Genomic DNA, 19,775 nt, shown 5'->3' with positions numbered 1-19,775 from the left:
CTCGCGTATCATCGAATTAAACCACATGCTCCACCGCTTGTGCGGGCCCCCGTCAATTCCTTTGAGTTTCATTCTTGCGAACGTACTCCCCAGGTGGGTTACTTATCACTTTCGCTTAGCCACTCAGACCGAAGTCCGAACAGCTAGTAACCATCGTTTACGGCGTGGACTACCAGGGTATCTAATCCTGTTCGCTACCCACGCTTTCGTCCCTTAGCGTCAATATATTGTTAGTGATCTGCCTTCGCAATCGGTATTCTGTGTAATATCTATGCATTTCACCGCTACACTACACATTCTAACCACTTCACAATAATTCAAGTCTTGCAGTATCAATGGCAATTTTCCGGTTGAGCCGAAAACTTTCACCACTGACTTACAAAACCGCCTACGGACCCTTTAAACCCAATGATTCCGGATAACGCTTGGATCCTCCGTATTACCGCGGCTGCTGGCACGGAGTTAGCCGATCCTTATTCGTAGAGTACCGTCAGACCGATATACATATCGGGGTTTCTTCCTCTATAAAAGTAGTTTACAACCCATAGGGCAGTCTTCCTACACGCGGCATGGCTGGATCAGAGTTGCCTCCATTGTCCAATATTCCTCACTGCTGCCTCCCGTAGGAGTCTGGTCCGTGTCTCAGTACCAGTGTGGGGGATCTCCCTCTCAGGACCCCTATCTATCGTAGCCTTGGTATGCCGTTACCATACCAACTAGCTAATAGAACGCATAGCCATCTTATAGCAATAAATCTTTAATTATTAATCGATGCCAATCAATAATACTATAAGGTATTAATCCAAATTTCTCTGGGCTATCCCTTACTATAAGGTAGGTTCTATACGCGTTACGCACCCGTGCGCCGGTCGTCATCAAGTGCAAGCACTTATGTTACCCCTCGACTTGCATGTGTTAAGCCTGCCGCTAGCGTTCATCCTGAGCCAGGATCAAACTCTTCATCGTTTGTCTTTAAATATTATTTGAAAACAATACAACGGAATTATAATCGTATCTCTAAATGATTCTAGTCTTTAATTTCGTATGTATTAACTATCCTATAAATAAAATAGCTAAATACGCGCTGTCAATCAATATGTCTATGAACTTTCTTAGCAATCTAAAACCACATCTAGTAGCCAAAATTACTCTTGTTATTACCTAAGGAATCGAACCCCAATTCTACCTAAATTATCAGTAGAAAACCATTATAATTATTTTTACGAACTCGCTCTGTTTCGCTAAGCGGATGCAAATATACAACCCTTTTTTATTCTACAAAGCTTTTTTGAAATTATTTTTAAAAAACTTTTTCCTAAATCCCTAACCAAAACAAAACTCTCAATGAACTCCTAAGCCCTCGAGCTTAGCGGATGCAAACATACAACCCTTTTTTATTCTGACAAGCTATTTCGTAGAAAAAAAATAAAGTTTTTTTAACCTAAAAATAAAACCAAATCTCAATGAACTACCCGAAACACATTACCCCGTTTCGAGGGCGCAAATCTACACACATAAAACTATTCGACAATGACTTTTTTAATGTTTTTTTTCAAAAGAAATGAAAAGCCTTGATTTTAAAAAAGATAGAAAGCTAAGATAATAAAAAATAATGAAACTAGAAATCGATTTTTTTAAATTTTAGTTACACTGAGAGAACATAAGTAACCTATCCCCTAGTATTAAAACCCGAACAAGTTATTTTTAACCGTACTAGTTTTGATTGTATCTGTCCATTTATTTCTTAAATCATAAAAACTAAAATCGAGTGCTGTCTTTTGTTCTTCAAGGATATTCGACTGAAAACTACGTTGTAATATATCTTCTATCCAATAATCCTCTTCTATATTAATAGGGTCATAATGTCTTTTTAAAGAAATATCAAAAATCTTAGCCGTATTATTATACCAAAACGCCCTCCAACCACTTCTATACTCTTTAATAAGCTCAAACATTGTTTTACCAGTTTGACGATGGATTAACTTTACTAATATTTGTCCTTCGGTACGTGTAAGTTTTTTAAGTTCTGTGGTAAACTCCTCTTCCATGTATTTCTGAAGTATTTTTGTGTACTTCTTCTTTGACCTCTTCGAATTAATCCCTTCTAACCTTTTGTTCAATGTAATTAATCGTTCTGAAGCTAATTTTGCATACGGATACACTTTACGTGTTTTACGTCTAAGAATAAGATATTTTCTTCTTGCCAGTTTATCATCAAACTTTAATTTACCTAATATAACTACTTCATCAAGGTCTATAGCATCATGAGGGATAGTATCTCCTTCTATTATATAATATTGCACAAACCCAGTTGTATCTGCTTTTATTGAATCAACAGGTTTCTTTTTCCCTTGTCCATAAAGCAAAGGAGTACATAAGAATACTACTATATATGGTAAATATCTAAACATAATATTTTCTAAGGCTTCAAAATTACTTTAAAAAGTAATAATTAACAGATTCTAAAGCGTGAAATCTATGTGAATATTGTTAATTTAGTCAAAAAATAAAATTATATTTAAAATACCATGGCTAAAAAGAGCATATTGAATAAAAAATCTATAACCTTCCTTGAAAAATATCTAAATAACCCTGCACCTACAGGATACGAATGGGAAGGGCAAAAGATATGGATGGATTATCTTAAACCTTATGTAGATGAATTTATAACTGATACATATGGAACTGCTGTAGGTGTAATTAATCCAAAAGCGAAATACAAAGTTGTTATTGAAGGGCATGCTGATGAGATTTCATGGTATGTAAATTACATTACTGATAATGGACTTATATATGTAATACGTAATGGTGGTAGTGATCATCAGATAGCAACATCCAAACGTGTTAATATACATACAAAAAAAGGTATCGTAAAAGGGGTTTTTGGCTGGCCTGCAATTCATACTAGAAAAGGTGCTAAAGAACAAGCTCCTACTTTAGAGAATATTTGTATTGACGTTGGATGTACTAATAAAGAAGAAGTACTAAAACTTGGAGTTCATGTAGGCTGTGTTATTACATATCCTGATGAATTTTTCATTCTAAACAAGGACAAGTTTGTTTGTCGAGCTCTTGATAATAGAATGGGAGGTTTTATGATAGCAGAAGTTGCTCGTTTATTAAAGGAAAATAAAAAGAAACTTCCTTTTGGATTGTATATCACAAATTCTGTCCAAGAAGAGATTGGACTAAGAGGTGCAGAAATGATTACACAAACGATACAACCAAATGTTGCCATTGTTACAGATGTTTGTCACGATACCACTACTCCTATGATAGAAAAGAAAACTCAGGGAGAAACTAAAATTGGTGATGGACCTGTTATTTCTTACGCTCCAGCTGTACAAAATAGATTAAGAGAATTATTAATAGATACTGCCGAAGACAAGAAAATACCTTTTCAACGAATGGCTTCTAGTAGAATGACTGGTACGGACACAGATGCATTTGCCTATAGTAACGGTGGGGTTGCCTCTGCTTTGATTTCATTACCACTACGCTATATGCATACCACTGTTGAAATGGTACACAGAGATGATGTTGAAAATGTTATCAAATTGATTTATGAAAGTTTATTAAATATTAAATCGGGTGATACTTTTAGTTACTTTGACAAATAGACTTCGTTTTTTATACTCTAAATCCTGTTTTCTCAAACAGGATTTTTTATTTTTAGACTATGGCAGATGAAATGATAGATATACTTAATGATAAAGGTATTCCTACTGGTGAAGCTCGACTTAAATCTGAAGCACATCGATTGGGGTTATATCACGCTAGTGTGCATATCTGGATATATACAAAAGAAGGTAAAATACTGTTACAAAAGCGTTCTTATAATAAAGACACTTATCCAAATTTATGGGATGTGTCTGTGGCTGGTCATATTGAAGCTGGAGAATCTCCAGAAAATTCAGCTATTCGTGAAATAAAGGAAGAAATTGGCATCTATATTTCAAATAATAATTTAGAATACATTGGTATATACTTGGCCGAGAAAAAACCTAAACCAAATCTGTATGATAATGAATTTCATCATATATATTTGTTAGCTCTTCACCTTCCTATTCACAAATTTACATTACAGTCTGAAGAAGTAGCACAGGTCGATTACATTGATATTAATATATTTAAAGATAAAATCATGAGTTCTAAAGAATCCCTAAATTATGTTCCTCATGATCCAGCCTATTTTGAACTTGTTTTAGATGAAATTTCAAATCGACTATAATAATACCACTATCACCACTAACTATGAGCATCTACAATAAACAATAATAAACTATAGTATTTTTGTATTGAAAATAAATAATCAATAAACAAAAACTATGACATATTCAAATAAAGAAACCATAGCGGCTTTAAACACCTTATTAGCGGATTATCATATGCATTATCAGAAATTAAGAAATTTTCATTGGAATGTTACAGGATCCAACTTTTTTGAGTTACATGAAAAATTTGAAGAACTTTATGAGGATGCTAAACTTAAAATTGACGAAATTGCCGAAAGAATATTAACCCTTAGAGCAAAACCTTTTAGCAACTACAGTTCATATCTAAATAATTCTAATATTAAAGAATCTGAAAGCAATCTGCTTGATCACGAAATGGTTTCGGCTATTTTAGAAGATCATGACATAATTTTAAGTCAACTAAAAAATGTAGCGGAAAAAGCAGCAGATGTTAAAGATGAAGGTACCTTAGATATTACTGGAACTTATATTGGAGAGCTCGAAAAAACAAGTTGGATGCTTAATGCTTGGAATCAGAGAAATTAAAATATCAGCACTTTTATGTTTCATTCTTTTAACGGCTTTACAAGTTAGCTGTCAAAAGAATGAAGCTTCTATTTTGGTAAAGATTGCCCCTTTATCAAATACTCTTCATGAAATATCGGGTATTACAACACTTGAAAACAATAAACTATATGCAATTAATGATTCTGGAAATGACAATACTTTGTTCTGTCTTAATCAAGATGGTAAGATATTAAAAGAAATTAAAATTCCTGATTCAAAAAATATTGATTGGGAAGATCTTACCTATGATCATAACGATAATATATATATTGGCGATTTTGGAAATAATCAAAATACCAGAAAAGATCTAGTTATTTATAAAGTTTCTGGAATCTTATCTAATACTATTTCGGTTTCTAAAATCGAATTTATTTTTGAAGATCAAAAAAGGTTTCCTCCTAAAAAGAATGACCTAAACTTTGATGTAGAAGCATTTATTCATCTTAATGGGAATCTTTATCTCTTTACAAAAAATAGGGTTAAAAAATCTCCTATTACCACAAAATTATATAAGATTTCTGCTAAACCTGGTAAGTATATGGCAAAACTGATTGGAGAGTATGACACTTGCAAAGACCCTTCTGACTGTCTAATTACTGCGGCGGCGGTAAATCGATCGGGTAATAAAATAGCATTGCTTGCTCACAATAAAATATTTTTACTTCAAAATTTTAAAGGAGATAGCTTATTTAATGGTTCTGTTAAAAAAATAAAATTACATCACTATTCGCAGAAAGAGGGTATTTCTTTTAAAAACGACTCTACTTTATATATTACAGATGAAAAAATGAAACATAAAAAGGCGACATTATATCAATATACTTTAGATTAATTTGTTAGAAATCTAATCCAAACCCAAAAGTAAACCGTAAGCCATCGTCACTGGTAAACAATCCTAACTGCCCCCCTATTGTATCCACTGCGTTAATCCACATTCCACCACCAACAGAGTCATGCCATTTATCAGAGTCCTCACCATCTAACCATACTCGCCCTATATCATACCCACTAAAAACTCCTAACTGCAATGGCAGCAAACCTGTCTTAAATTTATTAAAACTATATCTTAGATCTCCACTAAATGCCACTGCACTCTCTCCTGTAAAACGCTCTTCTCGATAACCTCTTAATCCATTAACTCCGCCTAATGACGCTCCTTGATAAAACTCAAATTCATCACCAATAGTTATCTGTGCCATAACATCTGTTTTGAGGACTAATTTTCTATTTCGTGTCAAAGCATTATAAAATCCTAACTTAGGGTAGAGATACCCATAGGTACGATCGGTGTCTTCTACATTAGTTCTTCCTCCTGTTTGAACCTTAAAAAGCATTCCTCTTGTTGGATTAACGGCGTTATCATAACTTTCAAAAACATATTGCATGTCTACATTTGCAAAAAACTTTCTTTCAAAAAAATCTGGATCATCTGCTACAAAATCAAGTCCCGAGGTGATAAATCTTTCAAAGGTATCTTGCACTTCTATCCCCTCATAATTTGCTTTGATTGAAAACTTAGATCCATAATATCCGTTTTTAGAGAAACCTAAACCAACAGCCCAAGTACTTATCTTTACTCTATTAAAATCAAAACCTAATTCATCATCATTATTAATCGAATTATTTCCTAATCCAAAAAAGTTTTGAGCAAAATTTTCACTTGTAAGTAATCCGCTTACCAAGACGTTCCAATTTCCTATTGCATTCATATATTCTCCAGAGTATGAAACATCATATCCCCCTGAGGTTTGAAAATAGTAGGCTGCTCTAAAAGTATGCTTACTATGAAAGGGACTATTTTTAAATCCTTTCACAGTATAAACATCTGTAAGACTAACATTAAGCCCATCATCGGGATTAAAACCTACGAATGGAGTAACCACATTCGTTTTTTCTATATATTTATTAAAATCGTACAAGTTGTATTTATAAATATTACTTAGCCTAAATGTTGCTCCTCCTTTTTTCTTTATTGTATTTGGTTTTGATCTATGATCAAATACTTTAACTTTTCTTCCTGAATCTATCGCATACACATCATTATTTTGACCTCCAACAATACGCAATTTGATCGGCCTTTTTCCTTTTCCTTTGACTACAAATTGATCATCATCATCTAAACCATAAATCCATATTTCTTTAGTTTCTTTAGAATTGAACACTCTATTGATATATGGTTTTTTAATTTTATCTCCTTTAATTCTTGAAACTTTTATTGTTGTCTTGTTATCTTCTCGTATAATCTCAAAATAATCATCCTTATCAGTTCCTTTTACAATAATATGCTTTAAAAGATATTCATGATATTGAAGTGCCAAACTTTCGATATTTTCAATTCTAACTTTCAGATCTCTTTTAATCTTTTCTACAGTATCCCCATGAAGTTCTGAAGGAAGATTTTTAAAGGCTTCTTCTATAGTTCTTTCTGAAATATTCTCTTTAATATAACGTGCCTGTTTAATCCAAGTATCTTTATTTGCATTTTGTATTAGTGCTTTATCTAATGGCAATCCCGATTGATTGATCCATCTTACTTTTTTAAGTTCATCATCATAAACCTGAAACTTACGTGCCAATGGCACTACAAACTTGACAACATCCAAAATCACACCATCATAATTAGAGTAAACCTGGTCTCTATCTCTGGGGATCGGTCTATATATTTTACCTTTTTTTGTATCGAATCGTGCCCAGCGCCATTGATCAGAATGACGATCCCAGTCACCTAATACCATATCAAAAAGTCGGGTTCTTATATAATGTTCTTCGTCAAGTTGGTATTCTTCGTCTTTTCGTAGCTTACTCAGTAAATCATCTGTACTTTCTATATCATCAGGTTTACCAAAGGAAGCCTCGTCGCTATATTCTTTTCCCGGACGTTCTTCTAAAAAATAAAGTTCTCCACCAAAACTATCATTATATCTTCCTAAAGCGGGGTGCTTAGGCATATAGTATAGTTTAGGATTGGCATGATATACACCTATAGCATCGGCTAATGTTCCTACGGTAAGAAAAGCATATGGATAACTTGAGGTATAAAAATCTGAGAGAGCCTCTTCTGTCATCGTATCGTCAAAACTGTCTCCTACATATGTGTTTTTAAAGGCTCCTTTTTGCAAAAACTGAGTAACACTCTTACGCATTGCTCTAAGACTATACCGTTTTCCTTCTTTGGTAATAAGTCTTAAGGATCTTGTTACCTGACCTCCTCCTTGTCTTTCGATTGTTACCCCTCCAAAAAGTGTATCTAAAGTAATAACAGGAACTTTTACATTTTTACCATAAACATGTCTATAATGATCTCCCATCATCGTTTTAAAGAACCATGATTTTTCAACCTCTGCATTTTTATAAATTGAAGCAGAAAATTCGGGCTCAAAAGTATTATTAATGCCACTATAATCATGAATCTCTTCTTTTGGATGAACTTCGGTTTGATATACTACTTCTGTTTTACCATTTTTTCCACCAAAAAAACGAACATTTGATGCTCCATTTTTAAACACATCTAGGACAGCAAAACCTTGACCTGGATATGAAAACTCACCATCTTTTCCCAATGCTGCTGCCGATACTTTAGACCCCGATCCTGATACAATTTGTTTACCGCCGGGACTATCAATATACTGTAAAGAATGTTCATGTCCAGAGGCAAATACAACTCTATCTACTCCCCTAGTCATTGTAGACAATCTTCTCATTAAACCATTATAGTGAACATTTGATAAGTCTTGTGCCGTAACACCTCCTTGTGCACGTATTAATGTAGCCAAAGACCCTAAAATTGGTAGCGGAATTTTCTTTTTAGATGGAAAAATGTGTTTATCAAAACTATACTTTCCACCATGAGGACCATTAGTAAACATAGGATGATGCATCGCGATTACTATTGTTTTCTTACTATGCTTTTTTACTTCACCTTCTATCTCAAGAAAAAACTTTTCTCTGGTTTTGATTTCACAATCATCGTTAACAGTAGGGTTTTTATCCCAATTTGCCAAATACCATTGCGTATCTAAAAGCAATAGTTGAACTTTATCACTAACCGTTATGCTTTCGATCGGACATCCTTTAGAAGGTAAGAGACTAACTTTTTTCCCTGTTTTTGATAAAATGAATTTCTCTTGACGTTTCACCCCTTCTACTCCATTAGCATACCAATCATGATTTCCAGGGATAAAAATGACATCGCCTTGAAAATTTCTAACTGCTTCTATTTGTGCATTGATTCTATGTTCTGCTAAACTTCTTTCTGGAGTATTTTTCTTTGGCATACCCTTAGGGTATATATTATCGCCTAAGAAAATAAGGTAATCATTTTTTGTTTTTGCTGTATCCAAAACTTTATTAAGCATAGATAAACCCTCTGTACTCTCTCCTTTTTTAGCATACCCAGCATCTCCTACTAAATAAAAGGTACTTTCTATAGTGCCGTTTGGTAATGTTTTTTTAAAATCTACGACTTTATACTTAGGAGAATATGTTGCGCAAGAACTAAGCAAAAATGCAACACTAATAATCAGAAACTTATTATATTTATTCATTGTTGTAAACTACAATCTCTTTTTTTTAATTATTTTGGTTACCGAAAAATAACAAATATGTCTTCTTTACTAGAATTAACTGATAATTTTGTTGCAGAACTTTTTGAAAAAGAGCTGCCGAACACTTGTACTTATCATAATTACGATCATACCAAAAGAGTACTTAAAAGTACAAAAGAAATTATTGATAATACTAATATATCTGATCAAGATAAAGAAGTTTTGTTATTAACTGCTTTATTGCATGATACAGGATATTCTAAAAGCTCTACAGATCATGAATCCCATAGTGTTACTATTTCTGAAGAATTTTTGGCACAACATAAAGTGAGTCAAGATATTATTGACAAGGTCTCTGTGTTGATTATGGCTACTAAAATGGAGCATGAGCCAACAAATCTTTTAGAAGAAATTATTAGAGATGCCGATGCTTCTCATTTTGCAAAAGATTATTATGAAGAGGCTAGTGAACTTTTAAGAAAAGAATTTAAACTAACTAATGTCTGTGATCTGAACAAATCGCAATGGCTTAAAGCTAATATTGATTTATTTGAAAACAAACACCATTACTATACTTCTTACGCTAAAGAACATTGGAAATCAAGAAAAGAGGAAAACCTTTCTAAGATGATAGAAGAACGAAGTAAGATCAAAAAGAAAAAAGAAAAAAAACAAGCAAAAGAAGAAAGTCCCGAGAAAGGTATACAAACATTATTTAGAGTCACACTAAGAAATCATTTAAAATTAAGTGATATTGCAGACACCAAGGCCAATATTCTGCTCTCGGTAAATGCTATTATTATATCATTAGCTTTATCTAACCTTATTCCTAAACTTGATAACCCGTCTAACCAATATCTTATATATCCAACATTGATATTTTTAATTTTTAGTATTGCTTCTATTGTTTTATCGGTTTTAGCTACAAGACCTAATGTTACTAGTGGAGAGTTTACTCGTAAGGAAATTGAAGAAAAAAAAGTAAACCTATTGTTTTTTGGAAACTTTCATAAAATGCCATTAGATGAATACAAATGGGCAATGGAAGAACTTATGGCTGATAAAGATTATATTTATGATACCATGATAAAGGATTTGTACTTTTTAGGAAAAGTATTACATAAGAAATACAAAATACTAAGAATAACCTATACTGTATTTATTATTGGGATCGTGACTTCGGTAATTTCTTTTGCACTTGCCTTTAATTTATTACAGTAATAAAAATAATAAGCATAACACATTATTAGATCAAGAAACTAAGAAATATCTTATGCTATTATTTAAAAGATTTAATTAAGTTCTTTCATTAAATCTTCGTAAGTATAAAACTCCTTATTATCTTCTTTTTTATGATAAAGAATATTTACGCGTAATGCTTTAAGTCCGGTTACACCTTGTAAATTTTCGATCTCTACAACTTCTATTTCTTCTTCTAGGTAGTTTTTTGACTGTAAAAAGTTGATATATTTTATGTATTCTCTTTCGTCAGAACTTTGAGAATATACTATTACTAGCTTGCCTTTTTCTGTAATTCTTTGATCTGTACCTTTAATCTTAGATTTATCGACTCTTTTCTTTACAACTTCATATCTGGCATTATAGGTCCCATCGACATCAAAACGTTTTTCATCCATTCTAAACCTAACAGATAATGAGGCATTAAAAACTAAAACCATAGATGCTACATCTAGTGCTACTGGCAAATCAGTTTTCATTTGATAATATGCATTTTCCATTTCGCACATTACTTGTAATTGCCAAAGTCTAAGGTTATAAAGATATACTTTATTAAAACTATTTTGTTTTGTAATCGACTCTCCGATATACATATTATGCTCAACACCATCAGTTTTAAATCTTTCAAAGTAATGCGGGTACATACCCTGCGCTTCATCTTGTTTTTGATCTAATAATGCGGCCATTTTCTTGTTGATCAACATCACCGAATCATCATAAGCTTTACGATGTTTGTATACCGTTTTAATGTTTTTATCAAGTACATCCTCATACTGTTCGATAAGAATATTTAACTCACTATTTTTCTTCTTTAGATGCTTAAATAGCGGTGTGATTTCTTTTTTTATAAAGTTTACAATTTTTTGTTCACTATCTACCTGTAATTGTTCTGTGATAGAATTAATGTAGCGATTTGTTCTATAGTTTAGTTGCTCATATATTGGTAATGGATCAGATTCTATTACCTTATTCAGAACTTTAGCAATACCTTTAAGCTGTAAAACTAAGTCTTTTTGTATGGCAAAATTACGTGCTTCAGAAGACCCCTTAATATCGATTTGCCCATATAGTGGATATACATTATCAAATACAACTTCTTTAAATGAAGTTGGAGTGCCTTCTAACATTGAACGCATAAATTGTTTAGCTTCTTGCCTAAATTTCCAATGTACACTAGGGTGAATTGATGTACATTCCTGCTGAATAATCAATTCTAATTCATTTTCTGCTTTTGACTTAGAGCGTAACACTGAATCCACCAAATATGGCATCACATCTTGCAATTTATTTGCATTGATGCTATTAAGCTCATGTACATTAGGTGAAACAATTTCAAGAATTCCTAGCATTTTTCCTTCACTCTTTATGGGAGCAAGAATGGCACTATTTATATTTTGTTCTATTAAATTAGCATACATCTTCTCCTCTGGAGTAGACTTTTGATATCTTTTTACATCTGATATTGCAAAATACGTCGACTTTTCAAAAAGGTAATAATTTGTCCCTCCACAAAGTGCAGTGTCACATCTATCAGAATATCTATTAAAAAGAATATAACTATCTATATTACGCAAAGGTACTTTTTCAAGTACCTCTTCTTCTGGGTTATAATTAGAGAATCCTACTTTTATTTCATGTAAATTAAATATAGCCCTAAAGATTGCCTGAAAACTATCTACAAAATCCCCTTGGGTTTTATCATATTTAATAAGGCTTGTCTTGAAATCAGATAAAGAAACGTCTGTAGTAACGTCAAACATATTAGCAAGAACTATACCTTTAAAAATCCAACTATTTGGCGGGAACTTTTCTTTCCAAACTTCTACATTATCAAAATTATCTAGTAACTCTGCTACGTCTTCTTTAGTAATATCCCGAGCATCATCGGTTTTTATAATTTCTATAAAATCAGCATTATACATTATTCTGTAATGTCTTGTAATACCATTCTCATCAGGAATATCGTAAAAAAATGGTCTTCTAAAATCAATACTATACCCATAGTATGATTTTAAAATAATACTACATCCCATTATAAAATAGTGATCTTCATCAAGATTTTTAATTTCTGGTTCAAAATCTTTACCAGCTGCCTTAATAATATTTTTATAACGTTCAGAAGATTGTAAAACATTATTATTAAATGGTATTGTAGCTATTTTAATCTCGTTGGATTGTAATATTTGGGCAAAAGAATCTTCAAGAACCATTTTAATTTGTGGTAATAATTCTTGTACTCTTTCTTCTGATCTTATACCTTCTTCTAATTCAGGATATTCTTCAGCTATTTTTAAAACACGTATAGCTCTATCCTTAAGGAGTTCATTATCACTCTTTAAGTAGTTTCTATATTGTTCAAAAAACTTTGAAAAACTAATCCAAATGTCAAGTGGAAAATCCTGATCTAAAGCCCTCATATATAATTATTTACCCTAATTTAGCAAAAATAATGCATTAAAAATTGGTTAAACAGATATTAACAATTAATTAAATTTTATTTTTTTAATATCGTTTCTGTTACTAAGACGAATACTTTAACAATAATTGGACCGAAAGTCAGAAAAAAATCAAATAAATAAATATTAGTCGGTTTATTAATTACATCATTACATAGTATTCTTATTTTCAATCTACTATCAAAACAATTATAAGACGACCTAAAGGGGTATTTGTTACAACATTTTGTCAGTTTTAGGTGTAATTTTAGGTTCTTTATAAGAATCCTTTAACAATTACCTCATCTGCAACGTTAATATTTTGAGTATATACATATGATTCTTTACTTTTACTGTCAAGAAATATGAATTTTATGAAAAGAATTGCTCTGCTTGCTTTACTAGTATTAGTTGCAGCTTGCACAAAAGAAGAAAAAGGATATTCGATCAATGCCAAAACAGCTGGTTTTGAAAACGGAACAAAAGTGTTTATTAACGCCATTAGCCACTCCGGACGTCCTATAATAGTTGATTCTACAACAATTGAACAGGAAAAATTTAAACTAAACTTACCCCCTGCAGAAAGTAATGATTTTAATTATCTTACTTTTAATAATATTCAAGGTAATGTATTGTTTCTTCCAGAGAATAATGCAATTAAGATGACGATTCATAAGGATAGTTTACGTTCTTCTATTATTGAAGGAGGTAACGAAAACAAATTATTTTTTGAATACATCCAAAAAATTAACGAGTTTGGCAAAGAGAGAGTTGAACTTAATAATCAATATCAAATAGCATCTAGGCTAAACGAAAGTGATAAAGCTCTTGCAATCGCGGCCAAAAAAGAAGAATTAAGAGATAGCGAAAAAAACTATAGATTAAAAATAGCAGAAAATAACACTAGTTCATTAGTAGCTGTTATGGCATTAGGAGATCTTCTTAACCTTAAAATGTTACCTCCTAAAGAAGCTCAAGAAACCTATACTGCGTTGCAGGATACTGTAAAACAGAGTCGTTTAGGTAAAAATCTCAATCAAGTAATCGCTCAAACCTTAGCAGTATCTATGCAGAAACGTATAGATATGGGTAGTACTGCCGAAGATTTTTCTGGTCCAACTCCAGAAGGTAAATTATTGTCTCTAAAAGAATCTATGGGTAAAATTACAATTATAGACTTTTGGGCTTCATGGTGTAAACCATGTAGAATGGAAAATCCTAATGTAGTTAGAGTTTACAATAAGTATCATGATAAAGGGCTTAACATCATTGGTGTTTCTTTAGATAAACAACAAACAGCCTGGACAAAGGCTATTGCTGATGATGATTTAAATTGGAATCATGTTTCTAATTTAAAATTCTGGCAAGATCCAATAGCGCAAGCGTACGGGGTACGTTCTATACCTGCTACATTTATTATAGATGAAGAAGGTAAAGTAATTGCTAAAAACCTACGTGGTCCTGCTCTAGAGAAGAAAATCTCAGAATTATTAGGAGAAAAGTCTTTATAATATATTGAATTATAATAGTATAAAAAAACGACCCTAATGGGTCGTTTTTTTATACTTATAGTTTTCCTAGTCTTTGCATAACAAATAAGATAATAATTGGCACAGCTAATAATATTATCATTAAAAAATTCTCTTGAAAAAGCCATGGTGCCATAATTAGTGTTATGAAATATCCCCCAACTGCACCTCCAAAATGTGCATCATGACCAATATTACCAACACTATTTTTCATTCCAAAAATAGAATATAATAGATAACCAATCCCAAAAATATAAGCCGGAATAGGAATAGGAATAAACATAAGATATAAACTCATATCAGGTCTGAACAAAATTCCCGCATAGATAACCCCTGAAACAGCGCCACTTGCCCCTACGGCACTATAATGATACTCATCTTTATGAAAGTACAATGAAAATAAATTCCCCATTAACAAGCTTCCAAAATACAAAATCAAAAATTTTACATTTCCTAAAAAACCTAGAACAACAGGTGCAAAGAAATATAAAGTAAGCATGTTAAAAAACAAATGCATCATATCTACATGCAAAAAACCAGAAGTTAACATTCTGACCTGCTCTCCTCTACGAACCCCTCCTATATTAAATTTAAATTTTTCGAAAAAAGAAAAGTCATTAAACCCTTTTAACGACATTAAAATATTAGCACCAATAATTACTATAATTACTATATCAAGATCAAGTTTTCCCATACGGAACAATAATTTTATTCAAATATACCACATATTTTGTCCTCTCAAAACCCATTTTAATTTTGTTAAAGAAGTACTTTATCCAATAGTATAATGGAGTTATACTACGGTTAATGGGTCTTTGATTTTTTTAGATTTCATAAAATACCCTTATTTTTACAATCAAATTTTTCTTAATACATGCACTTACTTATTTATAGAGTTGTCTACCCCATTTTGTGGTGTATTTCTAAACTACCATGGGGGTTATTTTATGCGTTTTCTACTGGTATTTATTACTTTGTATATTACATTATCGGGTACAGAAAAAAAGCAGTGAAGGAGAATCTGGAGTTGGTTTTCCCCCAGAAAACACCTAAAGAAATTAAGCAGATTAGAAAAGGTTTTTATAAGCACATGTGTGATATGTTTTTAGAGATGATAAAGTCTATTTCTATCTCTAATGAAGAAATGATCAAACGATTTAAAGTCACTAATCTTGACGATTTAAAGAACCTAGAGGCTAAAGGAAAAAGTATGATGGTTTTTATGGCACATTATGCAAGTTATGAATGGTCTAATGTTGTTGATATACAAACAAAAATACAAGCAGTTGGTATCTACAAGCCTTTAGGTAATATATATTTTGATCGATTAGTTCAAAGAATCCGTGCTCGTTTCGGTTCGCGTCTTATACCTAACAGAAATGCCATGAAAGAAATTACTAAAGATCAGAAAAAAGATGGAGTTTATATGTACGGTTTGGTTTCTGATCAATCTCCAAAGTTACATAGATCACAATATTGGACTGATTTTATGGGCATTAAAGTACCCACTTTTGTAGGAGCAGAAGTATTGGCCAAAAGATTAGATCTAAATGTATTTTACCTAAAAGTGAGTAAAATTAAAAGAGGTTATTACGAAGCTACATTTGTCCCCATTACAGATGATCCTAAAAGTTGTGAGGATTATGCCATTGTTAAAGACTATTTAAGAATGTTAGAAGAACAGATCTATAAAGAACCACAGTATTATTTATGGACCCATAAACGTTGGAAACATCGTAATGCAGAGAAACCAAAAGGCGCAACAGTAGATTAAAGAGTTTATTTACTTATTAATGGTAAATAAGTTTACCTTTGTCCGCTAATCTTCAATTCATGCACTTACTTATATATAGGTTAGCCTATCCGATTATATTAGGAATTTCTAAACTACCCTGGAGAATTTTTTATGCCTTTTCTACTTTTGTATATTTAATTGTCTACTATATTATTAGGTATAGAAGAACTACAGTTACGGAAAACTTAACCCTTGTTTTTCCTGAAAAAACTAAAAAAGAAATACAAATAATACGAAAAGCATTTTATAAGCATATGTGTGATATGTTTTTAGAAATGACTAAGTCATTATCTATTAGCCGCGAAGAATTAATAAAACGATATAAGGTCGTTAATCTTGATGAGTTTCATGAGTTTGAAAAAAAGAATAAGAGTATTATCACATTAATGGGACATTATGGTAGTTTTGAATGGTCTAATGCGGTAGATCTCGTATCCTTAAATCCTTGTGTTGGCATCTACAAACAAATTAAAAACAAACATTTTGATAAGTTAGCTCATCGCATTCGAGGACGTTTTAACTCAAGATTAATTGCTAGTCATAAAGTTGCCCGACAAATAATTAAAGACAAACAAGACGGCACTGTATGCGGATATGGTATGATTTCTGACCAATCTCCTAAAATTTCTAATGCAAAATATTGGACTGATTTTATGGGAATCAAAGTACCTATTTTTATGGGGGGTGAATTTTTAGCGCAACGTCTTGATGTTATTGTTCTATATCTTCATGTCGAAAAAGTGAAACGAGGACATTATGAAGTGCGATTTATACCTATCTCAGAAAATAGTAAAGAAGAAGAAAAGTACTTTGTTATAAAACAATACCTACGTTTACTGGAAAAGCAAATCCATAAAAACCCAGAATATTACCTTTGGACTCATAAACGTTGGAAACATAGAAATGGACCAATTCCAGAAGGCGCTGTTGTTGATTAATACAAGTAAAAATAATCTAGAATCTAAATCACAAGAAAGGATTTACCATTCGATGATTACTTTTACTCGTATAAGTCATTAATTATTTCCTAGAAACTATATTTTAATCGTGCTTGAATCCTGTTATTATCTTGATAATTACCGAAAAAAGTATTGTCCTTACCGCCAAAAAAATCGCCTATTACGCTTAAGTTAACACCACTACTTAAATTATAACGCAATTCTGATTGAACATAGGTATTGTCTACTTTGATATCATGTATACCTTGAACAATAAATTTTGCATCATTATTGATTTCATATTCTGCTCTTGCTACAAAAGATTCTTGAAAAATATTATTAAGATTTGTGTTTGGTGCATCTTCACCACTTTCTATAATCTGATGTACCCATTGCGCAATTACAAATAAATTATTCTCGCCGATAATATCAGTAAATGTTCTATCTAACCCTATAACATACTGGTAAAAAGAATCATCTATAAAAGGATTGGTACCATCCTGATCTTCAGTTCTAAAATAAGCTGCTTCTCCACGTAAACCAAAACTACCCAAGGCTGTAGAAAAATCTGCCCCAAACACTTGTAGTCGTTCAATTTCTGGAGTAATCAAAACATTTGTTAGTCCGTTTTGGTCTTGTGAAAGTTGTCGACTAAAAGATGGTAAATCATCATAACCATTAAAATAACTAACAGAAAAATCCCATCCTTTAATTGTTGTACTTACTTTTAAAGCAAATTGAGCACTTTCTATATCCTTTTGAGGTTCTTGCGTCTCTTGTAATACAAATTGAGCGGGAATTATTTCTCCAGTAGGAAGTGTAACCGTTGTGGGAAAATCTACAAACCATCTAGAGTTTGTACTAGGTATTTTACTAGACTGAAAAACGGGAATAAAAACCCCTTGAATAGTAATATCATCTATGTAATACTTTGATGATATTGAGTATACCCCTATACGTTCGTCATCGGTATCAATTATATCTGAAAAATCTATTGGATTAATATTATTAGTTGGGTTAATACCATCTGCCTCTCCCCAATTGATTATTTGTTTTCCGATTCTTACATCCATAGTTTTCATGTAAATATCGATATAAGCTTCATCGATAAAAACACGTTCACGATCTGCATCTGAGATATCATTTCTTACTTCGATACCGGTAAAAAAATGGTATTTATCATTAACACTACCGTCTAACTCTAATTGTAAAATACCTTGATTTCTAGAATTGACTTTGGTATCATATTCTTCTGTATTTTTAAAATAACTAATGTGATCTAATTCAACAAAACCACCGATGTTATACTTTTTCTCCTTTTGGGAAAATGTAGATTGTATGGCTGTTATTATCAACAAAAGACTAGCAAACTTAATTTTACAAAAACTGTTTCTTCTAGTATCTTTTGTATTGTTTCTATATAGTTGTCTACAACTCAAAATGACAATTGATTATAAGTTTATATTATTATGTATTTGATTATCCCTTTTTTGAGTTTTCTATGAATTCTAGTATTCAAGAATAGATATTCTCTAATTTGTTTCTTGTAAAATCACACAAATCAATCAGTACGTGGCTTTAAACAAATTATAAGAATACCTATTCTATTACTTTTTGGTTTTTTAAACTATAATTCCATAGGCAAATATTAAGGGTTATACAATAATTTTCTAGTCGTAAGAGTACTCTTTCTCTAAGTTTCGTTTAGAAAACAAATCTGTTTCTACTCCAGTATTAATTTGAAAATTTGAAAATTTTAAAATGGTTTTATGATTCGTTTTAAGATTATTCATGCTTATCTCATATGCTCTGGATTTTTCATTATTAACTACCTTTTTAATATCACCAGTAGTTAGTGTTTTGAAATGAACTCCATTTTTATCATAGAAATTCACTTTAGCAATCACAAAATCTGATTTTCTAACATATATTTCTCTTTTTGAATATCCTGTTTCTTTGATTTTTGATTCTGAAACAGGTATTGCTTCTACTAAGAAGCAATCTTGACCATCTAAAGTTTCTTGTTTTACATTTGTATATTTAAAATCCTCAAGATCCTCTGTTGCCAAGTCTTCATATGTGAAATCAGATCCAACAAAATTATCTGTCTGATTGCTTGATGAGATTCTTCTGGTTTTACTTAAAGCTGGTAGATACAACCATTGATCATCATCTCTATCAGAGTACTCTATCGCTAAAAATGAAGTACCTTTTACATCTGATGGAGATGTAAATCGTATAATCGATGAACGATTTCGAGCCTCATCACTTTTTGTTACTTGATTTATGGTTCTAACTCTAGTTTTTCCTTTCTTATTTACTAGAGTCATAGTGATATCTACTTTCTCGTCATCTGCAAAAACTTGTTTTTCATTTTTGGTCATAACCTCTAAACCTGTTTGCGCTGATAACACTGATACGTTAAGAGAAAATACAACTAGAATTGCTGATAGCTTTATTGCTTTAAAAATTTTCATTGTTTTAAGTATTTTA

Annotated in this window: 14 protein-coding genes and 1 rRNA gene (1 of these 15 running past the window's edge); 8 read left to right on the top strand and 7 right to left on the bottom strand. The window is 31.7% G+C overall.

What is annotated here, in order from left to right; all coding sequences use genetic code 11:
- Nucleotides 1–966: ribosomal RNA gene (locus D1816_RS01610) — 16S ribosomal RNA — on the bottom strand; it reaches 556 nt to the left of the window's first position.
- 716 nt (nt 967–1,682) lie between these two features.
- On the bottom strand, nt 1,683–2,411 hold the full coding sequence (locus tag D1816_RS01605) for a DUF4294 domain-containing protein (protein ID WP_118500920.1): 729 nt from the start codon (nt 2,409–2,411) through the stop codon (nt 1,683–1,685).
- 117 nt (nt 2,412–2,528) lie between these two features.
- Between D1816_RS01605 and D1816_RS01600 the strand changes: the two genes are divergently transcribed.
- From D1816_RS01600 to D1816_RS01585, 4 genes are all read left to right on the top strand, one after another.
- Nucleotides 2,529–3,620, top strand: a complete 1,092-nt coding sequence (locus D1816_RS01600) for a M42 family metallopeptidase (protein WP_066311674.1) — start codon at nt 2,529–2,531, stop codon at nt 3,618–3,620.
- Nucleotides 3,621–3,679: 59 nt separating this feature from the next.
- The gene (locus tag D1816_RS01595) at nt 3,680–4,231 is read left to right on the top strand and encodes an NUDIX domain-containing protein (RefSeq protein ID WP_118500919.1); all 552 of its coding nucleotides are present in this window, start codon (nt 3,680–3,682) and stop codon (nt 4,229–4,231) included.
- A gap of 97 nt (nt 4,232–4,328) precedes the next feature.
- A complete protein-coding gene (locus tag D1816_RS01590) occupies nt 4,329–4,781 on the top strand; it encodes a Dps family protein (RefSeq protein WP_066311678.1) in 453 nt (150 codons plus the stop codon).
- A complete protein-coding gene (locus D1816_RS01585; protein WP_118500918.1) occupies nt 4,759–5,634 on the top strand; it encodes a hypothetical protein in 876 nt (291 codons plus the stop codon). The genes D1816_RS01590 and D1816_RS01585 overlap by 23 nt, the downstream gene beginning before the upstream one ends.
- Nucleotides 5,635–5,638: 4 nt before the next feature.
- Here the strand turns inward: D1816_RS01585 and D1816_RS01580 are convergent, their stop codons facing one another.
- A complete protein-coding gene (locus D1816_RS01580) occupies nt 5,639–9,346 on the bottom strand; it encodes a metallophosphoesterase (RefSeq protein WP_118500917.1) in 3,708 nt (1,235 codons plus the stop codon).
- Nucleotides 9,347–9,403: 57 nt separating this feature from the next.
- Between D1816_RS01580 and D1816_RS01575 the strand changes: the two genes are divergently transcribed.
- Nucleotides 9,404–10,567, top strand: a complete 1,164-nt coding sequence (locus tag D1816_RS01575; protein WP_066311684.1) for a Pycsar system effector family protein — start codon at nt 9,404–9,406, stop codon at nt 10,565–10,567.
- A gap of 71 nt (nt 10,568–10,638) precedes the next feature.
- Here D1816_RS01575 and D1816_RS01570 read toward each other — a convergent pair whose 3' ends face one another.
- Complete coding sequence (locus D1816_RS01570; RefSeq protein ID WP_066311689.1) at nt 10,639–13,002, bottom strand: cell surface protein; 2,364 nt, start codon at nt 13,000–13,002, stop codon at nt 10,639–10,641.
- 392 nt (nt 13,003–13,394) lie between these two features.
- Between D1816_RS01570 and D1816_RS01565 the strand changes: the two genes are divergently transcribed.
- Entirely contained in the window at nt 13,395–14,531 is a 1,137-nt protein-coding gene (locus D1816_RS01565) for a TlpA disulfide reductase family protein (RefSeq protein ID WP_066311690.1), read from the top strand.
- Nucleotides 14,532–14,586: 55 nt separating this feature from the next.
- Here D1816_RS01565 and D1816_RS01560 read toward each other — a convergent pair whose 3' ends face one another.
- Entirely contained in the window at nt 14,587–15,243 is a 657-nt protein-coding gene (locus D1816_RS01560; RefSeq protein ID WP_118500916.1) for a rhomboid family intramembrane serine protease, read from the bottom strand.
- 180 nt (nt 15,244–15,423) lie between these two features.
- On the opposite strand from D1816_RS01560, the gene D1816_RS01555 reads away from it, so the two are divergent.
- Both D1816_RS01555 and D1816_RS01550 read left to right on the top strand, forming a co-directional pair.
- Complete coding sequence (locus tag D1816_RS01555; RefSeq protein WP_118500915.1) at nt 15,424–16,323, top strand: lysophospholipid acyltransferase family protein; 900 nt, start codon at nt 15,424–15,426, stop codon at nt 16,321–16,323.
- Nucleotides 16,324–16,382: 59 nt separating this feature from the next.
- Nucleotides 16,383–17,282, top strand: a complete 900-nt coding sequence (locus tag D1816_RS01550) for a lysophospholipid acyltransferase family protein (protein ID WP_066311699.1) — start codon at nt 16,383–16,385, stop codon at nt 17,280–17,282.
- Between the two features lie 89 nt (nt 17,283–17,371).
- On the opposite strand, the gene D1816_RS01545 is transcribed toward D1816_RS01550, so the two are convergent.
- Nucleotides 17,372–18,640, bottom strand: a complete 1,269-nt coding sequence (locus D1816_RS01545) for a DUF1302 domain-containing protein (protein ID WP_147405119.1) — start codon at nt 18,638–18,640, stop codon at nt 17,372–17,374.
- 312 nt (nt 18,641–18,952) lie between these two features.
- On the bottom strand, nt 18,953–19,759 hold the full coding sequence (locus tag D1816_RS01540) for an outer membrane lipoprotein-sorting protein (protein WP_066311705.1): 807 nt from the start codon (nt 19,757–19,759) through the stop codon (nt 18,953–18,955).
- Between the last annotated feature and the right edge of the window lie 16 nt (nt 19,760–19,775).

Origin of the sequence: Aquimarina sp. AD10 (assembly GCF_003443715.1) — a bacterium.
In the GTDB taxonomy this organism is placed as follows: domain Bacteria; phylum Bacteroidota; class Bacteroidia; order Flavobacteriales; family Flavobacteriaceae; genus Aquimarina; species Aquimarina aggregata.
The sequence above is the reverse complement of the archived record's forward strand: the minus strand, read 5'-3'. Positions and strand labels throughout refer to the sequence as shown.

What these genes read in the sequence shown, in the direction of transcription:
- D1816_RS01580 (WP_118500917.1), bottom strand. Translation starts at nt 9,346, where the DNA reads ATGAATAAATATAATAAGTTTCTGATTATTAGTGTTGCATTTTTGCTT.
- D1816_RS01575 (WP_066311684.1), top strand. Translation starts at nt 9,404, where the DNA reads ATGTCTTCTTTACTAGAATTAACTGATAATTTTGTTGCAGAACTTTTT.
- D1816_RS01540 (WP_066311705.1), bottom strand. Translation starts at nt 19,759, where the DNA reads ATGAAAATTTTTAAAGCAATAAAGCTATCAGCAATTCTAGTTGTATTT.
- D1816_RS01595 (WP_118500919.1), top strand. Translation starts at nt 3,680, where the DNA reads ATGGCAGATGAAATGATAGATATACTTAATGATAAAGGTATTCCTACT.
- D1816_RS01550 (WP_066311699.1), top strand. Translation starts at nt 16,383, where the DNA reads ATGCACTTACTTATATATAGGTTAGCCTATCCGATTATATTAGGAATT.
- D1816_RS01565 (WP_066311690.1), top strand. Translation starts at nt 13,395, where the DNA reads ATGAAAAGAATTGCTCTGCTTGCTTTACTAGTATTAGTTGCAGCTTGC.
- D1816_RS01600 (WP_066311674.1), top strand. Translation starts at nt 2,529, where the DNA reads ATGGCTAAAAAGAGCATATTGAATAAAAAATCTATAACCTTCCTTGAA.
- D1816_RS01555 (WP_118500915.1), top strand. Translation starts at nt 15,424, where the DNA reads ATGCACTTACTTATTTATAGAGTTGTCTACCCCATTTTGTGGTGTATT.
- D1816_RS01570 (WP_066311689.1), bottom strand. Translation starts at nt 13,002, where the DNA reads ATGAGGGCTTTAGATCAGGATTTTCCACTTGACATTTGGATTAGTTTT.
- D1816_RS01585 (WP_118500918.1), top strand. Translation starts at nt 4,759, where the DNA reads ATGCTTGGAATCAGAGAAATTAAAATATCAGCACTTTTATGTTTCATT.
- D1816_RS01560 (WP_118500916.1), bottom strand. Translation starts at nt 15,243, where the DNA reads ATGGGAAAACTTGATCTTGATATAGTAATTATAGTAATTATTGGTGCT.
- D1816_RS01605 (WP_118500920.1), bottom strand. Translation starts at nt 2,411, where the DNA reads ATGTTTAGATATTTACCATATATAGTAGTATTCTTATGTACTCCTTTG.
- D1816_RS01590 (WP_066311678.1), top strand. Translation starts at nt 4,329, where the DNA reads ATGACATATTCAAATAAAGAAACCATAGCGGCTTTAAACACCTTATTA.